Origin of the sequence: Pseudomonas frederiksbergensis (assembly GCF_000802155.2) — a bacterium.
GTDB classification, from domain to species: Bacteria; Pseudomonadota; Gammaproteobacteria; order Pseudomonadales; family Pseudomonadaceae; genus Aquipseudomonas; species Aquipseudomonas frederiksbergensis_A.
In genome coordinates this window covers 369,355-385,568 of record NZ_JQGJ02000004.1, presented here as the reverse complement: position 1 = coordinate 385,568, position 16,214 = coordinate 369,355, and the positions used below count along the sequence as shown (strand labels likewise).

At 59.9% G+C, this 16,214-nt stretch carries 19 protein-coding genes; 9 read left to right on the top strand and 10 right to left on the bottom strand.

Annotation, left to right across the window (positions count from 1 at the left end; genetic code table 11):
- The first annotated feature begins 94 nt into the window (after positions 1-94).
- Positions 95-574, top strand: a complete 480-nt coding sequence (locus JZ00_RS10305; protein WP_039589115.1) for a hypothetical protein — start codon at positions 95-97, stop codon at positions 572-574.
- A 33-nt stretch (positions 575-607) separates the two neighbouring features.
- Here the strand turns inward: JZ00_RS10305 and JZ00_RS10300 are convergent, their stop codons facing one another.
- Together JZ00_RS10300 and JZ00_RS10295 are read right to left on the bottom strand one after the other, a co-directional pair.
- The gene (locus JZ00_RS10300) at positions 608-850 is read right to left on the bottom strand and encodes a hypothetical protein (RefSeq protein WP_052680802.1); all 243 of its coding nucleotides are present in this window, start codon (positions 848-850) and stop codon (positions 608-610) included.
- Between the two features lie 109 nt (positions 851-959).
- Positions 960-2,183, bottom strand: a complete 1,224-nt coding sequence (locus JZ00_RS10295; RefSeq protein WP_039589114.1) for an MFS transporter — start codon at positions 2,181-2,183, stop codon at positions 960-962.
- A 240-nt stretch (positions 2,184-2,423) separates the two neighbouring features.
- On the opposite strand from JZ00_RS10295, the gene JZ00_RS10290 reads away from it, so the two are divergent.
- Positions 2,424-3,341 carry an AraC family transcriptional regulator gene (locus JZ00_RS10290; protein ID WP_039589113.1) on the top strand — a complete coding sequence of 306 codons (918 nt, stop codon included), beginning with the start codon at positions 2,424-2,426 and terminating at the stop codon, positions 3,339-3,341.
- 55 nt (positions 3,342-3,396) lie between these two features.
- On the opposite strand, the gene JZ00_RS10285 is transcribed toward JZ00_RS10290, so the two are convergent.
- The 4 genes from JZ00_RS10285 to JZ00_RS10270 form a co-directional block, all read right to left on the bottom strand.
- The gene (locus JZ00_RS10285; RefSeq protein ID WP_039589112.1) at positions 3,397-4,299 is read right to left on the bottom strand and encodes a LysR family transcriptional regulator; all 903 of its coding nucleotides are present in this window, start codon (positions 4,297-4,299) and stop codon (positions 3,397-3,399) included.
- A gap of 6 nt (positions 4,300-4,305) precedes the next feature.
- Entirely contained in the window at positions 4,306-4,992 is a 687-nt protein-coding gene (locus tag JZ00_RS10280) for a cysteine hydrolase family protein (protein WP_039589111.1), read from the bottom strand.
- A gap of 315 nt (positions 4,993-5,307) precedes the next feature.
- Positions 5,308-6,165, bottom strand: coding sequence for a TIGR03915 family putative DNA repair protein (locus JZ00_RS10275; protein ID WP_082112069.1), 858 nt, complete (start codon positions 6,163-6,165; stop codon positions 5,308-5,310).
- Entirely contained in the window at positions 6,156-7,376 is a 1,221-nt protein-coding gene (locus tag JZ00_RS10270) for a putative DNA modification/repair radical SAM protein (RefSeq protein ID WP_039589109.1), read from the bottom strand. The genes JZ00_RS10275 and JZ00_RS10270 overlap by 10 nt, the downstream gene beginning before the upstream one ends.
- A gap of 161 nt (positions 7,377-7,537) precedes the next feature.
- On the opposite strand from JZ00_RS10270, the gene JZ00_RS30820 reads away from it, so the two are divergent.
- From JZ00_RS30820 to tal, 5 genes are all read left to right on the top strand, one after another.
- Entirely contained in the window at positions 7,538-7,708 is a 171-nt protein-coding gene (locus tag JZ00_RS30820; RefSeq protein ID WP_152668422.1) for a YhfG family protein, read from the top strand.
- Positions 7,708-8,313 carry a putative adenosine monophosphate-protein transferase Fic gene (locus JZ00_RS10265; RefSeq protein WP_039589108.1) on the top strand — a complete coding sequence of 202 codons (606 nt, stop codon included), beginning with the start codon at positions 7,708-7,710 and terminating at the stop codon, positions 8,311-8,313. The genes JZ00_RS30820 and JZ00_RS10265 overlap by 1 nt, the downstream gene beginning before the upstream one ends.
- 55 nt (positions 8,314-8,368) lie before the next feature.
- Entirely contained in the window at positions 8,369-9,091 is a 723-nt protein-coding gene (locus JZ00_RS10260) for a metallophosphoesterase (protein WP_039589107.1), read from the top strand.
- Between the two features lie 100 nt (positions 9,092-9,191).
- On the top strand, positions 9,192-10,187 hold the full coding sequence (dusA, locus tag JZ00_RS10255) for a tRNA dihydrouridine(20/20a) synthase DusA (protein WP_039589106.1): 996 nt from the start codon (positions 9,192-9,194) through the stop codon (positions 10,185-10,187).
- A 178-nt stretch (positions 10,188-10,365) separates the two neighbouring features.
- Positions 10,366-11,292 carry a transaldolase gene (tal, locus tag JZ00_RS10250; protein ID WP_039589105.1) on the top strand — a complete coding sequence of 309 codons (927 nt, stop codon included), beginning with the start codon at positions 10,366-10,368 and terminating at the stop codon, positions 11,290-11,292.
- Between the two features lie 122 nt (positions 11,293-11,414).
- Here the strand turns inward: tal and rssC are convergent, their stop codons facing one another.
- The 3 genes from rssC to JZ00_RS10235 all read right to left on the bottom strand — a co-directional run bounded on the left by rssC (position 11,415) and on the right by JZ00_RS10235 (position 14,112).
- The gene (rssC, locus tag JZ00_RS10245) at positions 11,415-11,897 is read right to left on the bottom strand and encodes an anti-sigma factor antagonist RssC (protein ID WP_039589104.1); all 483 of its coding nucleotides are present in this window, start codon (positions 11,895-11,897) and stop codon (positions 11,415-11,417) included.
- On the bottom strand, positions 11,897-13,078 hold the full coding sequence (rssB, locus tag JZ00_RS10240; RefSeq protein WP_039589103.1) for a two-component system response regulator RssB: 1,182 nt from the start codon (positions 13,076-13,078) through the stop codon (positions 11,897-11,899). The genes rssC and rssB overlap by 1 nt, the downstream gene beginning before the upstream one ends.
- A 344-nt stretch (positions 13,079-13,422) precedes the next feature.
- Positions 13,423-14,112: an MlaA family lipoprotein gene (locus JZ00_RS10235; protein ID WP_039589102.1), complete on the bottom strand. Its 690-nt coding sequence runs from the start codon at positions 14,110-14,112 to the stop codon at positions 13,423-13,425.
- Positions 14,113-14,313: 201 nt separating this feature from the next.
- Here JZ00_RS10235 and JZ00_RS10230 point away from each other — a divergent pair, with 201 nt between their 5' ends.
- Positions 14,314-14,934 carry a hypothetical protein gene (locus JZ00_RS10230; protein WP_039589101.1) on the top strand — a complete coding sequence of 207 codons (621 nt, stop codon included), beginning with the start codon at positions 14,314-14,316 and terminating at the stop codon, positions 14,932-14,934.
- A gap of 109 nt (positions 14,935-15,043) precedes the next feature.
- Positions 15,044-15,313, top strand: coding sequence for a DUF4404 family protein (locus tag JZ00_RS10225; RefSeq protein ID WP_039589100.1), 270 nt, complete (start codon positions 15,044-15,046; stop codon positions 15,311-15,313).
- Positions 15,314-15,381: 68 nt separating this feature from the next.
- On the opposite strand, the gene queF is transcribed toward JZ00_RS10225, so the two are convergent.
- Positions 15,382-16,212, bottom strand: coding sequence for an NADPH-dependent 7-cyano-7-deazaguanine reductase QueF (queF, locus tag JZ00_RS10220; protein ID WP_039589099.1), 831 nt, complete (start codon positions 16,210-16,212; stop codon positions 15,382-15,384).
- Positions 16,213-16,214 lie beyond the last annotated feature (2 nt).

Genomic DNA, 16,214 nt, shown 5'->3' with positions numbered 1-16,214 from the left:
TTCAACTCCGCCACTGCAACGGACATGACCCAGCGCAAAAGCCTCCCCAGCCCCTTCAGCTAAGCTCAACCCATCACCAAGACAGGGAATCGACATGAGCAAGGCAGACGAACTCGCGGCAAAGCTGAGGCAGGCCCAACGCACGCCGGCCGACACCGACAATTGCGCCGATCTGGCGATCGAACATTGGCCTGGCCAGGTGTACGAGCTGTACCGCCAGGTTGAAAGCTGGCTGGCACCGGTTTGTGAGGCGGGCCTGGTCATCCGGCGCAACCCCACCCATGTCTTTGAATGCCATTCCAGCGGTTCAACGTACAACTACGCCATCGACCAACTGTTGATCGAGGGCAATTATCGCCGCATCTCCCTCGACCCGATCGCCCGTTTCTCCCCCGGTGCCGAGGGATGCATCGAAGTCCATATGAAGGGATCGGAACGCTGCATCCTGCGCACGGTGGGCGAACATGGCGAGTCGCGTTGGCATCTGCGCCCAACCGGTCAACAGAGGCCTGAACCCGTGACGCTGGATGAAGACACTTTCCTGTCGCTCATCGAGGAAGGCTTGGGCCTCTAAGCGAAAACGGGAGATTCAACGCGTCGCCCAGCCTTAGAGTGCAGCCGTTTCAAATGCCGCATCGGGCCCGCGTTTGGTCGGCGTCCCTGCGGGCTTGCCAACGAGGATCGCCAGGGCATTGTCGATCTCATCGGCGGCCCGCTCTGCGTGTTGGGCATCCGCCCAGGCCCAGTATTGTTCAGACACCAGCCCACCCACTGCTTGGGCGCATAACGCGTCGCAACTGATGCCCATTTTTCCCGCTGCAGCAATCACGGCCAGGAGCGCTTGCTCCAAGGGTTGAATTCTTTCGGTAGACACAACTGACCAACTCGGTGGATAACCAGCCTGAAGCTTACCAAGATATCAATAGGCCACCAACCGCAGGCGCCCAACGGTTCCTCACTCAACCCGTGGTGCCATATGACATGGGGGCCGACGTTTGTGCCGATTGCCGGGCCGTCGCGCGCGCCGTCAGGACCGTCAGGACAGCGGCCACAACCAGCACCGCCGCGCTGGTTTCAAAGGTCGCACGATAGCCGCTCACGTCAAACAGAACGCCGCCCACCGTAGCACCTGAAGCGATGGCCAATTGAACGATCGCGACCATCAAACCACCCCCTGCCTCGGCATTTTCCGGCAACGTCCTGGCCAGCCAGGTCCACCAACCCACCGGCGCTGCCGTGGCCACCACGCCCCAGAGACCAAGCAGGAGGGCCGTGACGGGAGCGGAACTGCCGAACCCCACCAACCCGAGGGCGATCGCCGCCATCAACAGCGGGATGACGATAAGAGTGGGATACAGGCCTTTTTTCAGGAACGCGCCGATCAGGAAGGTGCCAAGCAATCCTGCCAGACCAATCGTCAGCAACATCAGCGAAAGCAGCGAGACGTCCACTTGGGTCACGCTCTCCAGGAACGGCCGCAGGTAAGTGAATAACATGAACTGGCCCATGAAGAAGGTGCTGACTGCCAACATGCCCAAGGCAACCGGTGCCCGGGTCATCAGCTTGAACGGATTGCCCGCGCCCCGCTTTGCCTGGCTGGGCATCGAAGGCAGGCTGAACAGCAGCCATGCCAGGGCGAGCACAGCGACAGGCACGATGCAGAAAAACGCACCACGCCAGCCGATTATCGCGCCGAGGAAACTGCCCAACGGGGCGGCCACCACCGTGGCCAAGGCATTGCCGCCGTTGACGATGGCCAGCGCGCGAGGGACTTTGTCCTCCGGCACCAACCGCATGGCCGTCGCCGCCGACAGCGACCAGAAGCCGCCAATCGCAACGCCGATCAATGCGCGCCCGACCATGAAAACCAGGTAACAGGGCGCGAGCGCCGCCACTGTTCCGGAGATGATCATCAACAACGTCAGCGCCGAAAGCAGCCACTTGCGCTCGATTCGGGCCGCAATCGATGCGATGAACAGACTGGTGACCAACGCAAAGGCACCGGAGACGGCGATGCCCTGGCCGGCCTGTCCTTCAGTGATCTGGAGATCGGCAGCCACCGGTGTCAGCAGGCTGACGGGCATGAATTCCGACGCAACGAGCGCGAAGGCTGCCAACGACATGGCAAGCACAGCGCCCCACGCAGGCTTGCCCTGTGGTTCTGGTGATGAGGTAGAGGTCATAACAATCCTGAAACTTCTGGAGGGCTCGGAAACCCTTGTGGGAGCACGCTTGCTCGCGATGGCGACGATGACGCCATGAACTGAATCCCACGGGTATTTTCACGAACCGGCTTCGACGGCCGGTAGAACATTTCGCTGGAGTTCTTGCCCGATCCTGTGAGCCCGCCTGTTGCCCATAGGCAACGCTTCGCTTGGCAAGGTAAGGTTCTGCCGATAGCTCTCAACCCAACAGATATCGACATGACCACCCAAGACAGATCGGCCCAACAGAGGCTCGCCAACCTCATCGGTCACCGAACACCGGGCCCGGGCGACTTTGGAACGTCAATGGCAGGCCTTTGTCTGTTCCGCCGCGACGCCCCTGCCCCGCCCATGATCTGCATGATCGAGCCAAGCATCGTCCTCGTCGCCCAAGGGGTGAAACAGGTGTGGATTGGCGGCCAGGCGTACGGGTACGACACCACGCGCTTTCTCATGACCTCACTGGACATGCCCGCGAACTCCGAGGTGCTGGCGGCCAGCCCGGAACAGCCCTGCCTGGGCCTGGTCATGCGCCTCGATTTGCGCATGGTGGCGGATCTGGTCGCCCAAGGTTGCGTGGCGCCACGGGTCGAGCGTCCCGCCGGAATTGGTGCGGGAATCGGCACCGCGTCCCAGGATTTTCTCGAGCCGTTCGGGCGCCTGCTGGCCCTGCTCGATGAACCCGAAGCGATCCCGGTGCTGGCGCCCCTGATCCAGCGTGAGATCCATTATCGGTTGTTGATGGGCGACCAGGCCGGGCGGCTCAGGCAGATTGCCTCCGTCGACAGCCAGGGTTACCGGATCGCCAAAGCCATCGACTGGTTGAAACTGAACTACACCGGGCCGGTTCGCGTGGACGATCTCGCGGCGCGCGTGCAGATGAGCGCCCCAACCTTCCATCATCACTTCCGCCAGCTCACGGCGATGAGCCCACTGCAATATCAGAAATGGCTGCGGTTGAACGAAGCAAAGCGCCTGATGCTCAACGAGCACCTGGACGTGGCGAGCGCCGCCTACCAGGTGGGCTATGAAAGCCCCTCGCAGTTCAGCCGTGAATACAGCCGACTGTTCGGCGCGTCCCCCAAGCGGGACATTGCAGCGGCGCGCAGGCCGGCAGATATCATGAAAACTGACTGATCTGCGGCGCGCGGGCCCACTGTGGCGAGAAGGACGGGACCCGCTGCAGGGCGCGTCATTGAGCTCGCCCGCCTGAAACCGCTTCGTAGTATTGCGCCATGTAATCTACAAACACTCGAACCTTGGCCGGCAGGTGTCGGGCGTGAGGATAAAGCGCGTAGTAGTGCCGTTCCCCAAGGGTGTGCTCAGGCAGGATCCGCACCAACCTCCCCGCCAGCAGGTCATCCTGCACCGTCGCCAAGGTGAACGCAGCAATACCGCCGCCTGCCAGGGCATAAGCGTGCAAGGCAGTGATGGTGTCTGTATGAAACGTGCCGTGACAGTCCAGGGTGATCGATTCCCCCTCCGCACTGGCGGGCGTCCATTGGTCAGCCGAACCATAGGTCAATAAACGATGGTCGTTGAGCTCGCCAACGCTGCGAGGCAAACCGCGCTTGAACACGTAGGCCGGCGCCGCGACCAGTACCAGCGGCGAAACACTGAGCAACCGGGCGACCAGGCTGCTGTCGGCCAAGGGCCCACAGATGCGTAGCGCTACATCGAACCCCTCGGCCACCAGATCGACCAACGGATCGGAGCAAGACAAATCAATCTGGATGTCCGGATACCGGGCCTGGAAGGCGGGCAACCAATGCCCCAACTCCAACGTGCCGACCACTAACGGCGCACTGATCCGAAGCAGCCCGGAGGGACGTTCGTGTTCCAAGGCGACGGCTTGGGACGCGGCATCGACTCGGTCAAGAATATCCACGCACGCTGCGTAGTACCTTTCCCCCGCTGCCGTAAGGCTCATTCGGCGGGTATTGCGATTAATCAGGCGCACGCCCAGCGCGGACTCCAACTGTTGCAAGTGCCGGGACACTGACGAATGCGTGGTGTCGAGCCGCTCGGCCGCGGCTGAAAAACCTTGGGCTTCAGCGATGCAGCGAAACACGCGCATGGCGAGCATCTGATTCATAGGGGCTTAGCGCACCGGTAGCTTGATGATTTCGGCGGTGTTCATCACGTCGCCGAACGTATCCTCGATTTCAGCAAGAGCTGCCTTGTGCAAGGCGTCCTTGTCGATCGACTCTCCGTTGACCCGGGTGATCGCACGGGTGGCTGATGCATCGGCCGCCACCAGTACGTTATAGCTCAATGGCGCTGCATCTCGGGCAGCGCCCGCCACGCACGCGTGCGTCATGAGACCGGAAACGATCACATTCTGGATGCCCGCGGCCTTCAGGCGCTTGTCCAGATCGGTACTGCCGAACACGCTGACGGTGGTTTTCTGCAACACCGGATCCTTGGCCCTGGGCTGTATGTCGGGATGAAACTTCACCGTTTCACCGTCGATGGCAAACACTGGCGAACCGGCGGGCGCAATGTGCTGGACATGGTAGACCGGCATCTTGTTTTCATCAGCGAACTCGATCAGCTTCCGAGCGTTGGCCAACGCTGCCGGGCCGTCGGGGATCGGCATCTTACCGGTGAAGTATTCGTTCTGGAAATCGATCACCAGTAACGCGGTTTTACCGGCTGGCAACTGGCTGACCGGCACCGCCCCGGACATTGCGCGGATGGTGGGATGAGTCTCGGCCGAGGCGCCGGCACTGGCGAGAACGCCGGAAAATACACAGGCGGTAAGGAAACGACGGGTAAAACGCTGCATGGGCAGTTCCTTCTTTCGTGGAGAGAATGAAGGGAATGCTAGGGGTATGGCCCGCACCCGAACACAGCGTGGGCGGCACAGGACTTGTTTGGAATTTGCACAGGTGAGCCGTGATCAGGGGGCGTTACCGCTCGCTAAAGGGCGCGAACAATCAAACCCTACGCAAACGGTATTACCCGATCTGATGTGAAGGACTTGGAGAAACGGTTAGCCGCCATCACTGAAGAGTTGCATGAGATGATGGATGCACCTAAGCCCGGCAAAGCCAAGGCATCGGTATGACCTCAAATTTGGGATCCGTCTAGAAGCGCTGTTTCACCCCGACGCCTCTACCCCGCTGCCCACGATTATCCGCTTCCCCACCCGCTCCCCAACTTCCAACGCCTGCCCATCCCTCTGCTTCCCCTGACGCGCCTGCCCTACCAACTGCGGTATCAAATCCCCTTCCGGCAAATGCTTCCAGAACCGCCCCGGCATGTGCTGGCGCAACGCGGTGGGGTTGAGCCTCGCCGGGTTGAAGATGTGTCGATAATAGGTGCGCCACAATTCCGCGCCGGGGTCTTCGGCGTGGCGGGCCCATTGCTGCCATTGCTCGGGACAACGGCGTCGGTAGTCCAGCGAATGCCCATCGAAACGAATGCCGTCGCGGGGCGTTGCGATCAGCCAGCGCTGCCGGCCCAGCCGCTCGGCAAAATGCCCGCTCGCGCTTTCAAGGATGTCGTGGGCCGGCTGGTGGAAAGCCACCAGATCCAGTTGCAGTTGTTCGGCGATCGCTGGCGGCAAGGGTATGAAACGCACGAACGCGTGAAGGTGATGGGCTTCGCGGCTGACCTGCTTGATGCGCCGTTGCAACTCGCTGCCCAATCGATCACCGGCGAGCATCGCGGTGCGATCACCATGGGCGACGCGCCAGAGCACTTCGTACAACAGGTTCCAGCGTTGTTCGCCCTGGTAGCGACCGGCCTGTTCCAATTGATCCGACAACCCCGCCGGGACGCGCGTCTGGAACGGTCCCGGGCCTTGCGGTAATGGCGCCGGCACTGCCAGCAGGTCGGCCATGGGGCCCTGGACCCAGGTCACGTCGCTGGGATCGACTCCGTGGCCCAGCAGTGTTCGGGCCTGGTTACGCCAAGTGCTGAAACAGTCGTCACACTCGAGCGCAATCATGCCCACAACCCCATTTGCACCGGCCGTTGCGGATCGCGCAAACGCGCTCGGAGCAAGCCGCTGCGCACCTGGCCGTCAGCGGGTCGGTAATCGCTGGTCACAATGAACGGGCGGGCCTTTTCCAACACGCAACGCAACTGCACCAGGTCGTCGTAGCGAATCCGCCGCTCCCTGCGCAATGTCACCAGGCGCTGGACACTGCGCAGGCCGATGCCGGGAATGCGCGCAAGCAAGGCCGGCTCGGCGCGGTTGAGATCCAGCGGAAACACATCGCGATTGGCCAATGCCCAGGCCAGCTTGGGGTCGATGTCCAGGTCCAGGTTGGCGGATGTGCTCAACAGCTCGCCCGCCTTGTAACCGTAGCCACGCATGAGGAAGTCGGCCTGATACAGCCGGTGCTCGCGCAGCAACGGTGGCGCGGCGAGCGGCACACTGGCGGGACTCTCGGGGATCGGGCTGAAGGCGGAATAATAGACTCGACGCAAGCCGTAGCCCTGATAGAGCGACTCGGCATTGCTGAGGATGGCATGGTCGTCAGTGGCATCGGCCCCGACGATCACCTGGGTGCTCTGCCCTGCTGGCGCAAAGCGAGGCGCCCGTGGCTCGCCGGCCACCGCCTGTTGGCCATCGTGGATGGTGCCCATGGCCTGGCGAATCGTCGTCAATTGTTTTTCCGGCGCCAAGCGCTTGAGGCTGACCTCGGAAGACAACTCGATATTCACGCTCAGGCGATCGGCCAGCCGCCCGGCCTCTTCGATCAATAGCGGATCCGCGTCGGGAATGGTCTTGAGGTGGATGTAGCCTCGAAAGTGATGCTCCTCGCGCAGCAACCGCGCCACCCGAATCAGTTGTTCCATGGTGTAGTCGGCGGAGCGAATAATGCCGGAGCTCAGGAACAGGCCGCTGATGCAGTTACGACGGTAGAAATCCAAGGTCAATCGCACCACTTCTTCCGGTGTGAAACGCGCCCTCGGCACATTGCTCGATCGGCGGTTGACGCAGTACTGGCAGTCATACAGGCAGAAATTGGTCAACAACACCTTCAGCAGCGATACACAACGCCCATCCGGCGTGTAGCTGTGGCAGATACCCATGCCATCCGTGGCTCCAAGCCCGTCCCGACCACGCGAACTACGCTTTGGGGCACCACTGCTGGCGCAGGACGCGTCATATTTGGCGGCGTCGGCAAGAATGCCGAGCTTGGCGATCAGCTCCATGGAAGAATCTCGAACACTGGATGCATAGACAGTATTTGGAGATTGGCCGCGATGCAAGCGCCGTTGATCAATCCAGCCAACGAACGGATGGTCACTGATGGGTTTATCGGCAACGCGATGGGCTATAATCCGCTCATTCACACGATTCGAGGTCCCATACCATGGGCACTGTCAGCCTTGAAACAAAGAAGGCCTACGCGGCCAGGACGCGCAGGTCGAACTACACAGCCAGCCTGCGCCTGGAAGGTTTCAAAGTGTCTATCGAGGACGGCGAACGCAAGCTGCCTTCCCGTGAAGACGTCTTGAAAACCTTCACCAAGACCCGAGCCTGATGCCCGACAAATATGGCGTCGGCGAGGACGCCTACTGTTATCCCGGCTCCACGGTCCTGCGCAATAAACTCAACATCCGTGATGAGTCCACCCTGGGCGAAGCCGAACAACAGCTCTCGGCCATCGCGGCGAGTAATGTCGAATTCAGCCTTCCCCCTTACAGCCTGGCTTACCTCCAGGATATCCATCACGCATTGTTCGCGGACTTGTTCGACTGGGCGGGAGAATTACGGACCGTAGGCATGGCCAAGCAAGACACTCGCTTTTGCCAACCCGAATACATGGAAAAGGAAGCCAACAAAATATTTGCTCGGATGGCGGCGGCAAACTGGTTCGAGGAAATGAGCCGGGATGAACTCATTGTCGCCGTGGCAGACGCGTATTCCGATATCAACGTCATACACCCGTTCCGCGAAGGCAACGGCCGCGCCCAGCGCATCCTGTTCGAGCACCTCATCATGAACGCCGGGTTCGAAATCAGTTGGTGGGGTATCGAAAAAGACGAATGGATCAGCGCAAACATCGCGGCTTATAACTGCATGCTCGCCCCCATGGAAACGGTTTTCAAGAAGTGCATTGGACAGCCGATACAATCTCGACCATAAGTTATCTGCGCCCGAAGTACATTCCTTGCCAGCCAAACCTGCCGAAAGACCCAACATGCACCGGACTGCCTCCTTTCCCCCGAACGAGCAAGGCCGAGACTTTGTCGTGGGCGATGTCCATGGACATTTCGAGCTTCTGGCCACAGCCCTGGACAAACTCGATTTCAATACCGAAATAGACCGGGTTTTTTCCGTGGGCGACCTCATCGACCGTGGTCCCGACTCCGAGAACGTATTGCATTGGCTCGCAAAGCCCTGGTTTCATGCCGTGCGCGGCAACCATGAACAAATGGTGATCGACGGCATCTGCGGCTGCGGAGACAAACCCAGGCACATCCGCACCGGCGGAGCCTGGCTCTATGAGTTGAACCTGGCCATCCAAGATCAACTTCTAAACGCTCTTCAAGCACTTCCACTCATTATCGAGATTGATTTATCGGCAAATAAAACGATTGGGATCGTACATGCCCAAGCGCCGATGATCGGGCCTAACAATGATTGGCAAGGTGCGAAAGACGCAATTACCGGCAAACTCGGGAAGCAGGTCCAACAACAAGCCTTGGCGCAAGCCTTGTATGCCCGGAACAAGATCGAACAGCAGGATCGGACTCCAATCACAGGCATCCACGAGCTTTATGTCGGACATTCAACAGTCCCTACCGTCACGCGCCTCGGTAATGTTGTCTATGTGGACACTGGCTGCTCCTTCTCCGACGGAGCGCTGAGCCTGGTGGAAATCAGCAGTCGGGCCGTTTTCAACATAGGCGTGACGCAGTAAGGCAACGAACTGCGTCGCTCATCGGTCCAGGGCCGACGGCATTCGCTGCCGTCCTATACCTGATAAACTGTGCGCCCTTCGCATTCGCCTCCAGATTCCCATGCCTCTTCAAGAAACTTCGCAGCAGTCCGTGTCCCGCCGCTTCAGCGTTGCGCCGATGATGGATTGGACTGACGCTCACTGTCGCTACTTCCTACGCATCCTTTCCAAACACGCCCTGCTCTACACCGAAATGGTCACCACCGGCGCGTTGCTCAACGGTGATCACGAACGCTTCCTGCGCCACCACGAAACCGAACATCCGCTGGCCCTGCAACTAGGCGGAAGCGTTCCCAGTGACTTGGCCGCTTGCGCCCGGATGGCCCAGGAACATGGCTACGACGAGGTCAATCTCAATGTCGGCTGCCCTAGCGATCGGGTGCAGAACAACATGATCGGCGCTTGCCTGATGGGGCATCCAGGATTGGTTGCCGATTGCGTGAAGGCGATGCGGGATGCGGTGTCGATTCCGGTCACGGTGAAACATCGGATCGGGATCAATGGCCGCGACAGTTACGAGCAGTTGTGCGAGTTCGTCGGAACCGTGCGTGACGCCGGTTGCAACAGTTTTACCGTGCACGCGCGGATTGCGATTCTCGAGGGGTTGTCGCCGAAGGAGAACCGCGACATTCCGCCGCTGCGTTATGACGTGGTTGCGCAGTTGAAAGCGGATTTCCCTGAGCTGGAAATCGTGCTCAACGGTGGGATCAAGACGCTGGAGGCGTGCCACGAACACTTGCAGACCTTCGACGGTGTCATGCTGGGCCGCGAGGCCTATCACAATCCATACCTGCTGGCCGAAGTGGATCAGCAGTTGTTTGGCAGCACCGCACCAATCATCACTCGGGCCGAGGCCTTGGCAAAGCTGCGGCCGTATATTGCCGATCACTTGGCGAATGGCGGTGCCATGCACCACATCACCCGTCACGTCTTGGGCCTGGGCACCGGATTCCCGGGCGCGCGGCGGTTCCGGCAGTTGTTGTCAGTGGATATCCACAAGGCCAAGGATCCACTGGCGCTGCTGGATCAGGCGGGGCAGTTGCTGGAAGGTCGTTAACCATCACTTGCTTTGAACCTGCGCGCTGTTTTGGCATCGTATCTACCGGTAGTTGCCCCGGCCTTTCAAACAGCCGTTTTCAGGTTGTTGCCGCTGGGGCCATCGATACCTCTTCACGCCCTTGAGTGGCTGCCGGCCCTCGGGTAATGTCAACGGACCCATAGGACAGAGCACGCTCATGACTTCCAAGCTGGAACAACTCAAGCAGTTCACCACCGTCGTGGCCGATACTGGCGACTTCGAAGCCATCGCCCGCATCAAGCCCGTCGACGCCACCACCAACCCTTCCCTGCTGCTCAAGGCTTCGGCGATGCATGGTTATGCCGAGTTGCTGAACGCCTGCGTGGCGGACTGCAAGGGCGACGTGGGCCTGGCCAGCGACCGTTTTGGCGTCGCGGTGGGCCAAGAGATCCTGAAAGTGATTCCGGGGCGCATTTCCACCGAAGTGGATGCACGCCTGTCATTCGATACCGAAGCCATGCTCAAGCGCGCCCATCGCCTGGTCGAGCTGTACGAAAAAGCCGGCATTGGCCGGGAGCGTGTGCTGATCAAGATCGCTTCCACGTGGGAAGGCATCCGCGCCGCCGAGAAACTGGAGCGCGAAGGCATCCAGTGCAACCTGACGCTGCTGTTCTCCTTCGCCCAGGCCGCGGCCTGTGCCGATGCAGGGGTGTTCCTGATTTCGCCGTTCGTGGGCCGGATCTACGACTGGTACAAAAAGGCCAACGGCAACGATTACACCGGCGCCGATGATCCGGGCGTGCAGTCCGTGACGCGCATCTACAACTACTACAAGGCCAATGACTACAAGACCGTGGTCATGGGTGCAAGCTTCCGCAACCTCAATCAGATCGAGCAGTTGGCCGGTTGCGACCGTTTGACCGTCAGCCCTGAGCTGCTGGAAAAACTCGCCGCCGACGAAGGCAAGCTGGAGCGCAAACTGGCGCCTGGCCAAGCCGGGGAAGCGCGCTTGAGCCTCAATGAAGCTCAATTCCGCTGGTTGTCCAACGAGGACGCCATGGCGACCGAGAAACTGGCGGAGGGTATTCGTCAGTTCGCCCGGGACCAGGAGAAGCTGGAGGCGTTGCTGCAAGCCAAGCTGTAAGCTGATTCGCAAGGCATGCAAAAGGGCGAACCTTGATGGGTTCGCCCTTTTTTATGCGGCTTAGCCTGAGAACCTCGCGCCTGCTCGCGAAAGCGTCAGTCCGATCTACACACGCCTAGAGCTCAAGGCCGCTCCAGCGCGCTCACCAAATCATGGAACGCTTCGCGATTGGAGTCGTTCAGCCCCATGAGTATCTTGTGGGCTTCAAGCACCTTGATCCGCACTTCTTCCTCGGACTGGTCCTGATCAGGCAGGTCATCCAGGCATTCGGGGCACGGCACAGGATCGCCGACGATGTTGAACACCTGGTCGAAACCCATCGATTGCAGAAGACGGGTAATGTCGTTGTGGGTGGTGACGACAGTCGGCAGCAAGCCGACTTTTTGCCGCGACAGGATCGACAGCTTGGCCAGCAGGCCGAGCGTTGTGCTGTCGATGCTGCGGGTTTCGGTCAGGTCGATCACGATAGCGTTGAAGTTCAGCGCGGTGAAGATCTTCTCGATTGTCGCATCCAGCGCCGAACACAAGGTCAGGCGCACTTCACCGACAAACTTCAGGACAAAGGTGCCGTCCTGCTCGGCGAACTGGATTCTACCAGTACTCATCAAAGGTTCCTGCTCAACACTAACAGGGCGATATCATCCGGCATCTCCCCTAGCGTGGCTAATCCAAACACTTGGCGCAGGCCTTCCAGGCTGCCGCCCGCTGCACTTACCCGCTCGGGCAAGGCTGCTTCTTTCTCTTTGAGTGTAGGTTCTGACAAAAGGTCCAGAATGCCATCAGACATCAGCGTCAGGCTGAATGTCGGCGGCAGCTCCAATACGTGGTCTTCATAGGTCGCCTCGTTGAACAGGCCTACCGGCAAACCACGCCCTTCCAGATAACGCACACTGTCTGGTGTATACAACACGGGCAACGGCAGGTGACCGCCGATGCTATACGTCAACAAACCAGTCTCCTCGTCGATGACTCCACCGACCATCGTGACGTGTTTGCCCAGCTTACAACTGATCAGGCCCCGGTTGATATGCCCAAGGACTTCCGAAGGCTTGAACTCCGGCAACGTGCCGTTGCGCTTGGACTCGAACAGCAGGCGCGTGGTCATGAATTTCAACAGCACCGTCACGAACGCCGACGAAGCCCCGTGCCCGGAAACATCCGCCAGGTAGAACGCCACTCGACGTTCATCGACACGGAAATAATCGACAAAATCCCCCGACAGGTACAACGACGGGATGATCTGGTGGGCAAAGCGGAAACCATCGACCGTCCAGGGGCTGACCGGCAGCATGTTCATCTGGACCTGGCGCCCGGCGTTCTGATCTTCCTGCAGCAGGTTCAGGCTGGCTTCCAGTTCGCGATTGGCGGTCTCCAGCTTCTCGCGGTAGCGCTGGTTTTCCACCAGCAGTCGCGAGCGGTCCAGAGCCCGGCGCACCGAGTGTTCAAGCACGGCAAGGTCTTCGAGGGGCTTGATCAGGTAATCCGCCGCGCCCAGGCGCAACGCCTCGACCGCGTCGTTCATCACGCCCGCGCCGGAAACGACGATGACCGGGGTCTGCGACGACAGCTCGGTGACCTGGCGAATGAGCTCGAGTCCGCCCATCTGCGGCATGCGCAGGTCGCAGATGACCAGGTCGGGCTTCTCCTGCTCGAATACCTGAAGACCCTGTTGGCCGTTACTGGCCTGCAAGACGCTGAAACCACTGTCTTCCAAGTAGGCGGCGAGACTGGCTCGCACCACTTCGTCATCATCGATTATCAGCAGCGTGGCACTGGTTTTTGGCATGTGGGCAAACGGCGCCAGAATTAGGTTGGCGTAGCGGGCACGGCATTGGGCTTGGCGCGCACTACTGGATTCGCTTTCTAGCCTCTCTGTCGTACCGGCTTCAGGCCTTTGCCCTACACACGATTACACCAGAGGTGCCCTTCTAAGGCGCAGACGGTACTCCCATCCGCGGGGCGTTTCAAGCTCATGCGAATCGCCGCTCGCGCTCTTTATTTGTCAAAGCACAGAGAGTTATAAGAACCGAGCGAAGCGTAACTCAATGGAAGGATCAATCCGCCTTTAAACGCAAGCCAAAGCAAAGAAGGCGGCCTTTCGGGCCGCCTTCTTAAACTGACGAATCGAAATCAAAAATCGTCTTCGACCTGACCATCCTTGACCTTGAACTCACGGTTTTGCAGGAAGGCATTGCGGATAAACACATATTTGTCGCCGCTGACCAGCTTCTCGGCCGAGAGCAGGCTGGCACGGGTGTCGACGATGTTAAGGCCCCAGATCGAATTGCGGACCGAGACATTGTCGATATAAGGATAAGGCGTGGCATAACTGTCGACCAGCTTGGCCGGTGCATCACGCAGGGTGCTCGGCCCCAGCAACGGCAGCATCAAGTACGGCCCGCTGCCCAGTCCCCAGTACCCGAGTGTCTGGCCGAAGTCCTCGTCGTTACGCTGCAGCCCCATCTTGGTGCCCACGTCGAAGAACCCGAGGAGACCGAACGTGGTGTTGAAAATCAATCGGGCCGTGTCGACTCCGGCAGCGGCCGGCTTGGCTTGCAGCACGTCGTTGGCCAGGTTGCCGACATCGCCGATGTTGCGGAACATATTGTGGATGCCGTCCTCGAGGAACTGCGGCGTCACGTACTGGTAGCCCTGGGCCAGCGGCTTGAGCGCATAGGTATCGATGGTGTCGTTGAAGGTGAAGATCGGACGGTTGATGCTTTCCCATGGATCATCTTCCGTGGCGGCCTGGGCAGCAAACGGTACCAGCAGGACGCTGGCAGATAGACACAGCTGAGCGAGAAGATGGCTCCAGCGCATACGGAAAAACTCCTTGGATTATTCAGGCAAGGGCGCCGAGCCCAGGCGGTAAGGCCGCTAGTATAAGTCGTAAAACATCGTTAGGCAGCATTGAAAGAGAAGCTCGCCGTAGGAACATTCCACAGATCGCCGGCTTCATTTCACTGTCACCGGACTGTCATCGGGGCTCGCTACGCTGCTGGGTATTTCAAGGACGTTCCCATGCCGCGCGCCGAAGCCCTGCCCCTCCCCGCTCCCAGCCTTACCGCAGTTCTGTTTGGCCTGAGCGGATGCCTGGTGGATTTCGGCGCGCGTGTACGCCAGCCAGGGGCAAAGCCTGCGGATCACGCCCATCCGACACCCGGCGCACTGGAAAGCCTGCAACGTTTGCAGCACCTGGACATCCCCTGCGCCTGGCTCGATGAGTTGCCTCCCGCCGTCAGCCATGGCTTGGCGGTTTCGTTGCCGGCGTCCATCAAGGCGCCGCAACTTCCTGCAACAAATCAACCGTGGCCCGCCCCGCATGCCTGTTGGCAAGCGCTCATGGCGCTGAACGTCCAACAACTGGAAGGTTGCGTGTTGGTGAGTGGCGAACCCAAGCTGTTGCAGTCGGGGCTCAACGCCGGATTGTGGACCATCGGCCTGGCGTCCTGCGGCTCGTTGTGCGGCCTGTCCCCTGCCGATTGGCAGGCCCTGAGCCAACAGGAACGGGAGGTCAAACGGGCCAAGGCCACCGTTCAGTTGTTCAGCCTAGGCGTGCATTCGGTGATCGATCACTTGGGCGAACTGGACACCTGCCTGGCCGACATCAGCCTGCGCAGGCAAAAAGGCGAGAAGCCCTGACCGGGATCATGCAGGGCGCGCAAGTGTGGATTACTCTTAAGGCAGGCCATGGACTTTTGACGCAGCGTCGCGGTCCATGGCAGTGCCTATCAATAAAGGGAGTACGCCAATGCCTGCCCGCCGCGAAGAATTGCAAGCCCAACTCGATACCTTGCGCGAGCAATTGGAACAGAACCCGCCGCTGTCTGAACCAGAGCGCGAAAATCTGAAGCAATTGATGGAGCAGATCGACGCAAAAATCCAACTGGAGAACCGGCTTCAGGACAACAACCTGGTCGACGGCGTGAACCTGGCCGTAGAGCGTTTTGAAGTGGACCATCCAACCATCGCCGGAACGCTGCGCAATATCGTCAATACCTTGGGCAGCATGGGGATCTAAGCCCTTTAAACGCCAAAAGCCCTGCTATCGCCAGCAGGGCTTTTTAGTCTATGCCTCCAGCAAAGGTTTTATTGGCGGACGAGTCGATGGTTCGGCAACTGCACCTCTTCAGTGCTGCGATACGGATTGATATCCAGCCCACCCCGCCGCACATACCGCGCATAAACCGTCAGCTTCTGCGGCTTGAGCAAGCGCTGCAGGTCCAGGAAGATCCGCTCGACGCACTGCTCATGGAAATCCGAATGCTGGCGGAAGCTGACGATGTAAGCCAGCAGGCTGGCGTGATCCAGCGCCGCGCCACGGTACTCCACCGCCACGCTGCCCCAATCCGGCTGGCTCGTCACCGGGCAGTTGGATTTGAGCAAATGGCTGTGCAGGCTTTCCTCGACGATGCGCGAATCATCGCAACGCAGCAGTTCCGGGCGCGGATGCTCGTAGGAATCGACGCTGACATCCAACTCGTCGATGCATGCACCGGGCAACGCCACGATGCCTTCGTTTTCCACGTCCTTGAGACTGCGGATCCGTACGCCCACAGGCTTGCCGGCCGCCGCCGAAAGATCCTCGCGCAAGGTCGCTTCCAGGCTCGCGGTATCGGCGAACGGGGTCTGGTTCAACGAGTTCAGGTACAGCTTGAAGGATTTGGACTCGATGATGTTCGGCGAATCCGCCGGTATGGCGAACTCACCGATGGCCACCACTGGCTTACCCGAGGGCAAGAGCCAGGACAATTCGAAACAGTTCCAGAAATCCACGCCTGTGTACGGCAGGGTCTCGGCTGTCAGGCCCAGTTCCGCCCATTTCGCAGTGCGCGGAATCGGGAACAGCAGTGACGGCGTGTACGTGGCGATGTATTCGCTGGATTTGCCCAGCGGCGAATGTTCGGCTGCGGGATGCATGA

Excerpts from the sequence above, each read along its gene's own strand:
- dusA (WP_039589106.1), top strand. The coding sequence starts at position 9,192 with ATGCCTCTTCAAGAAACTTCGCAGCAGTCCGTGTCCCGCCGCTTCAGC.
- tal (WP_039589105.1), top strand. The coding sequence starts at position 10,366 with ATGACTTCCAAGCTGGAACAACTCAAGCAGTTCACCACCGTCGTGGCC.
- queF (WP_039589099.1), bottom strand. The coding sequence starts at position 16,212 with ATGCATCCCGCAGCCGAACATTCGCCGCTGGGCAAATCCAGCGAATAC.
- JZ00_RS10305 (WP_039589115.1), top strand. The coding sequence starts at position 95 with ATGAGCAAGGCAGACGAACTCGCGGCAAAGCTGAGGCAGGCCCAACGC.
- JZ00_RS10290 (WP_039589113.1), top strand. The coding sequence starts at position 2,424 with ATGACCACCCAAGACAGATCGGCCCAACAGAGGCTCGCCAACCTCATC.
- JZ00_RS10295 (WP_039589114.1), bottom strand. The coding sequence starts at position 2,183 with ATGACCTCTACCTCATCACCAGAACCACAGGGCAAGCCTGCGTGGGGC.
- JZ00_RS10260 (WP_039589107.1), top strand. The coding sequence starts at position 8,369 with ATGCACCGGACTGCCTCCTTTCCCCCGAACGAGCAAGGCCGAGACTTT.
- rssC (WP_039589104.1), bottom strand. The coding sequence starts at position 11,897 with ATGAGTACTGGTAGAATCCAGTTCGCCGAGCAGGACGGCACCTTTGTC.
- JZ00_RS10280 (WP_039589111.1), bottom strand. The coding sequence starts at position 4,992 with ATGCAGCGTTTTACCCGTCGTTTCCTTACCGCCTGTGTATTTTCCGGC.
- JZ00_RS10270 (WP_039589109.1), bottom strand. The coding sequence starts at position 7,376 with ATGGAGCTGATCGCCAAGCTCGGCATTCTTGCCGACGCCGCCAAATAT.
- JZ00_RS10230 (WP_039589101.1), top strand. The coding sequence starts at position 14,314 with ATGCCGCGCGCCGAAGCCCTGCCCCTCCCCGCTCCCAGCCTTACCGCA.
- JZ00_RS30820 (WP_152668422.1), top strand. The coding sequence starts at position 7,538 with ATGGGCACTGTCAGCCTTGAAACAAAGAAGGCCTACGCGGCCAGGACG.
- JZ00_RS10235 (WP_039589102.1), bottom strand. The coding sequence starts at position 14,112 with ATGCGCTGGAGCCATCTTCTCGCTCAGCTGTGTCTATCTGCCAGCGTC.
- rssB (WP_039589103.1), bottom strand. The coding sequence starts at position 13,078 with ATGCCAAAAACCAGTGCCACGCTGCTGATAATCGATGATGACGAAGTG.
- JZ00_RS10285 (WP_039589112.1), bottom strand. The coding sequence starts at position 4,299 with ATGAATCAGATGCTCGCCATGCGCGTGTTTCGCTGCATCGCTGAAGCC.
- JZ00_RS10265 (WP_039589108.1), top strand. The coding sequence starts at position 7,708 with ATGCCCGACAAATATGGCGTCGGCGAGGACGCCTACTGTTATCCCGGC.
- JZ00_RS10225 (WP_039589100.1), top strand. The coding sequence starts at position 15,044 with ATGCCTGCCCGCCGCGAAGAATTGCAAGCCCAACTCGATACCTTGCGC.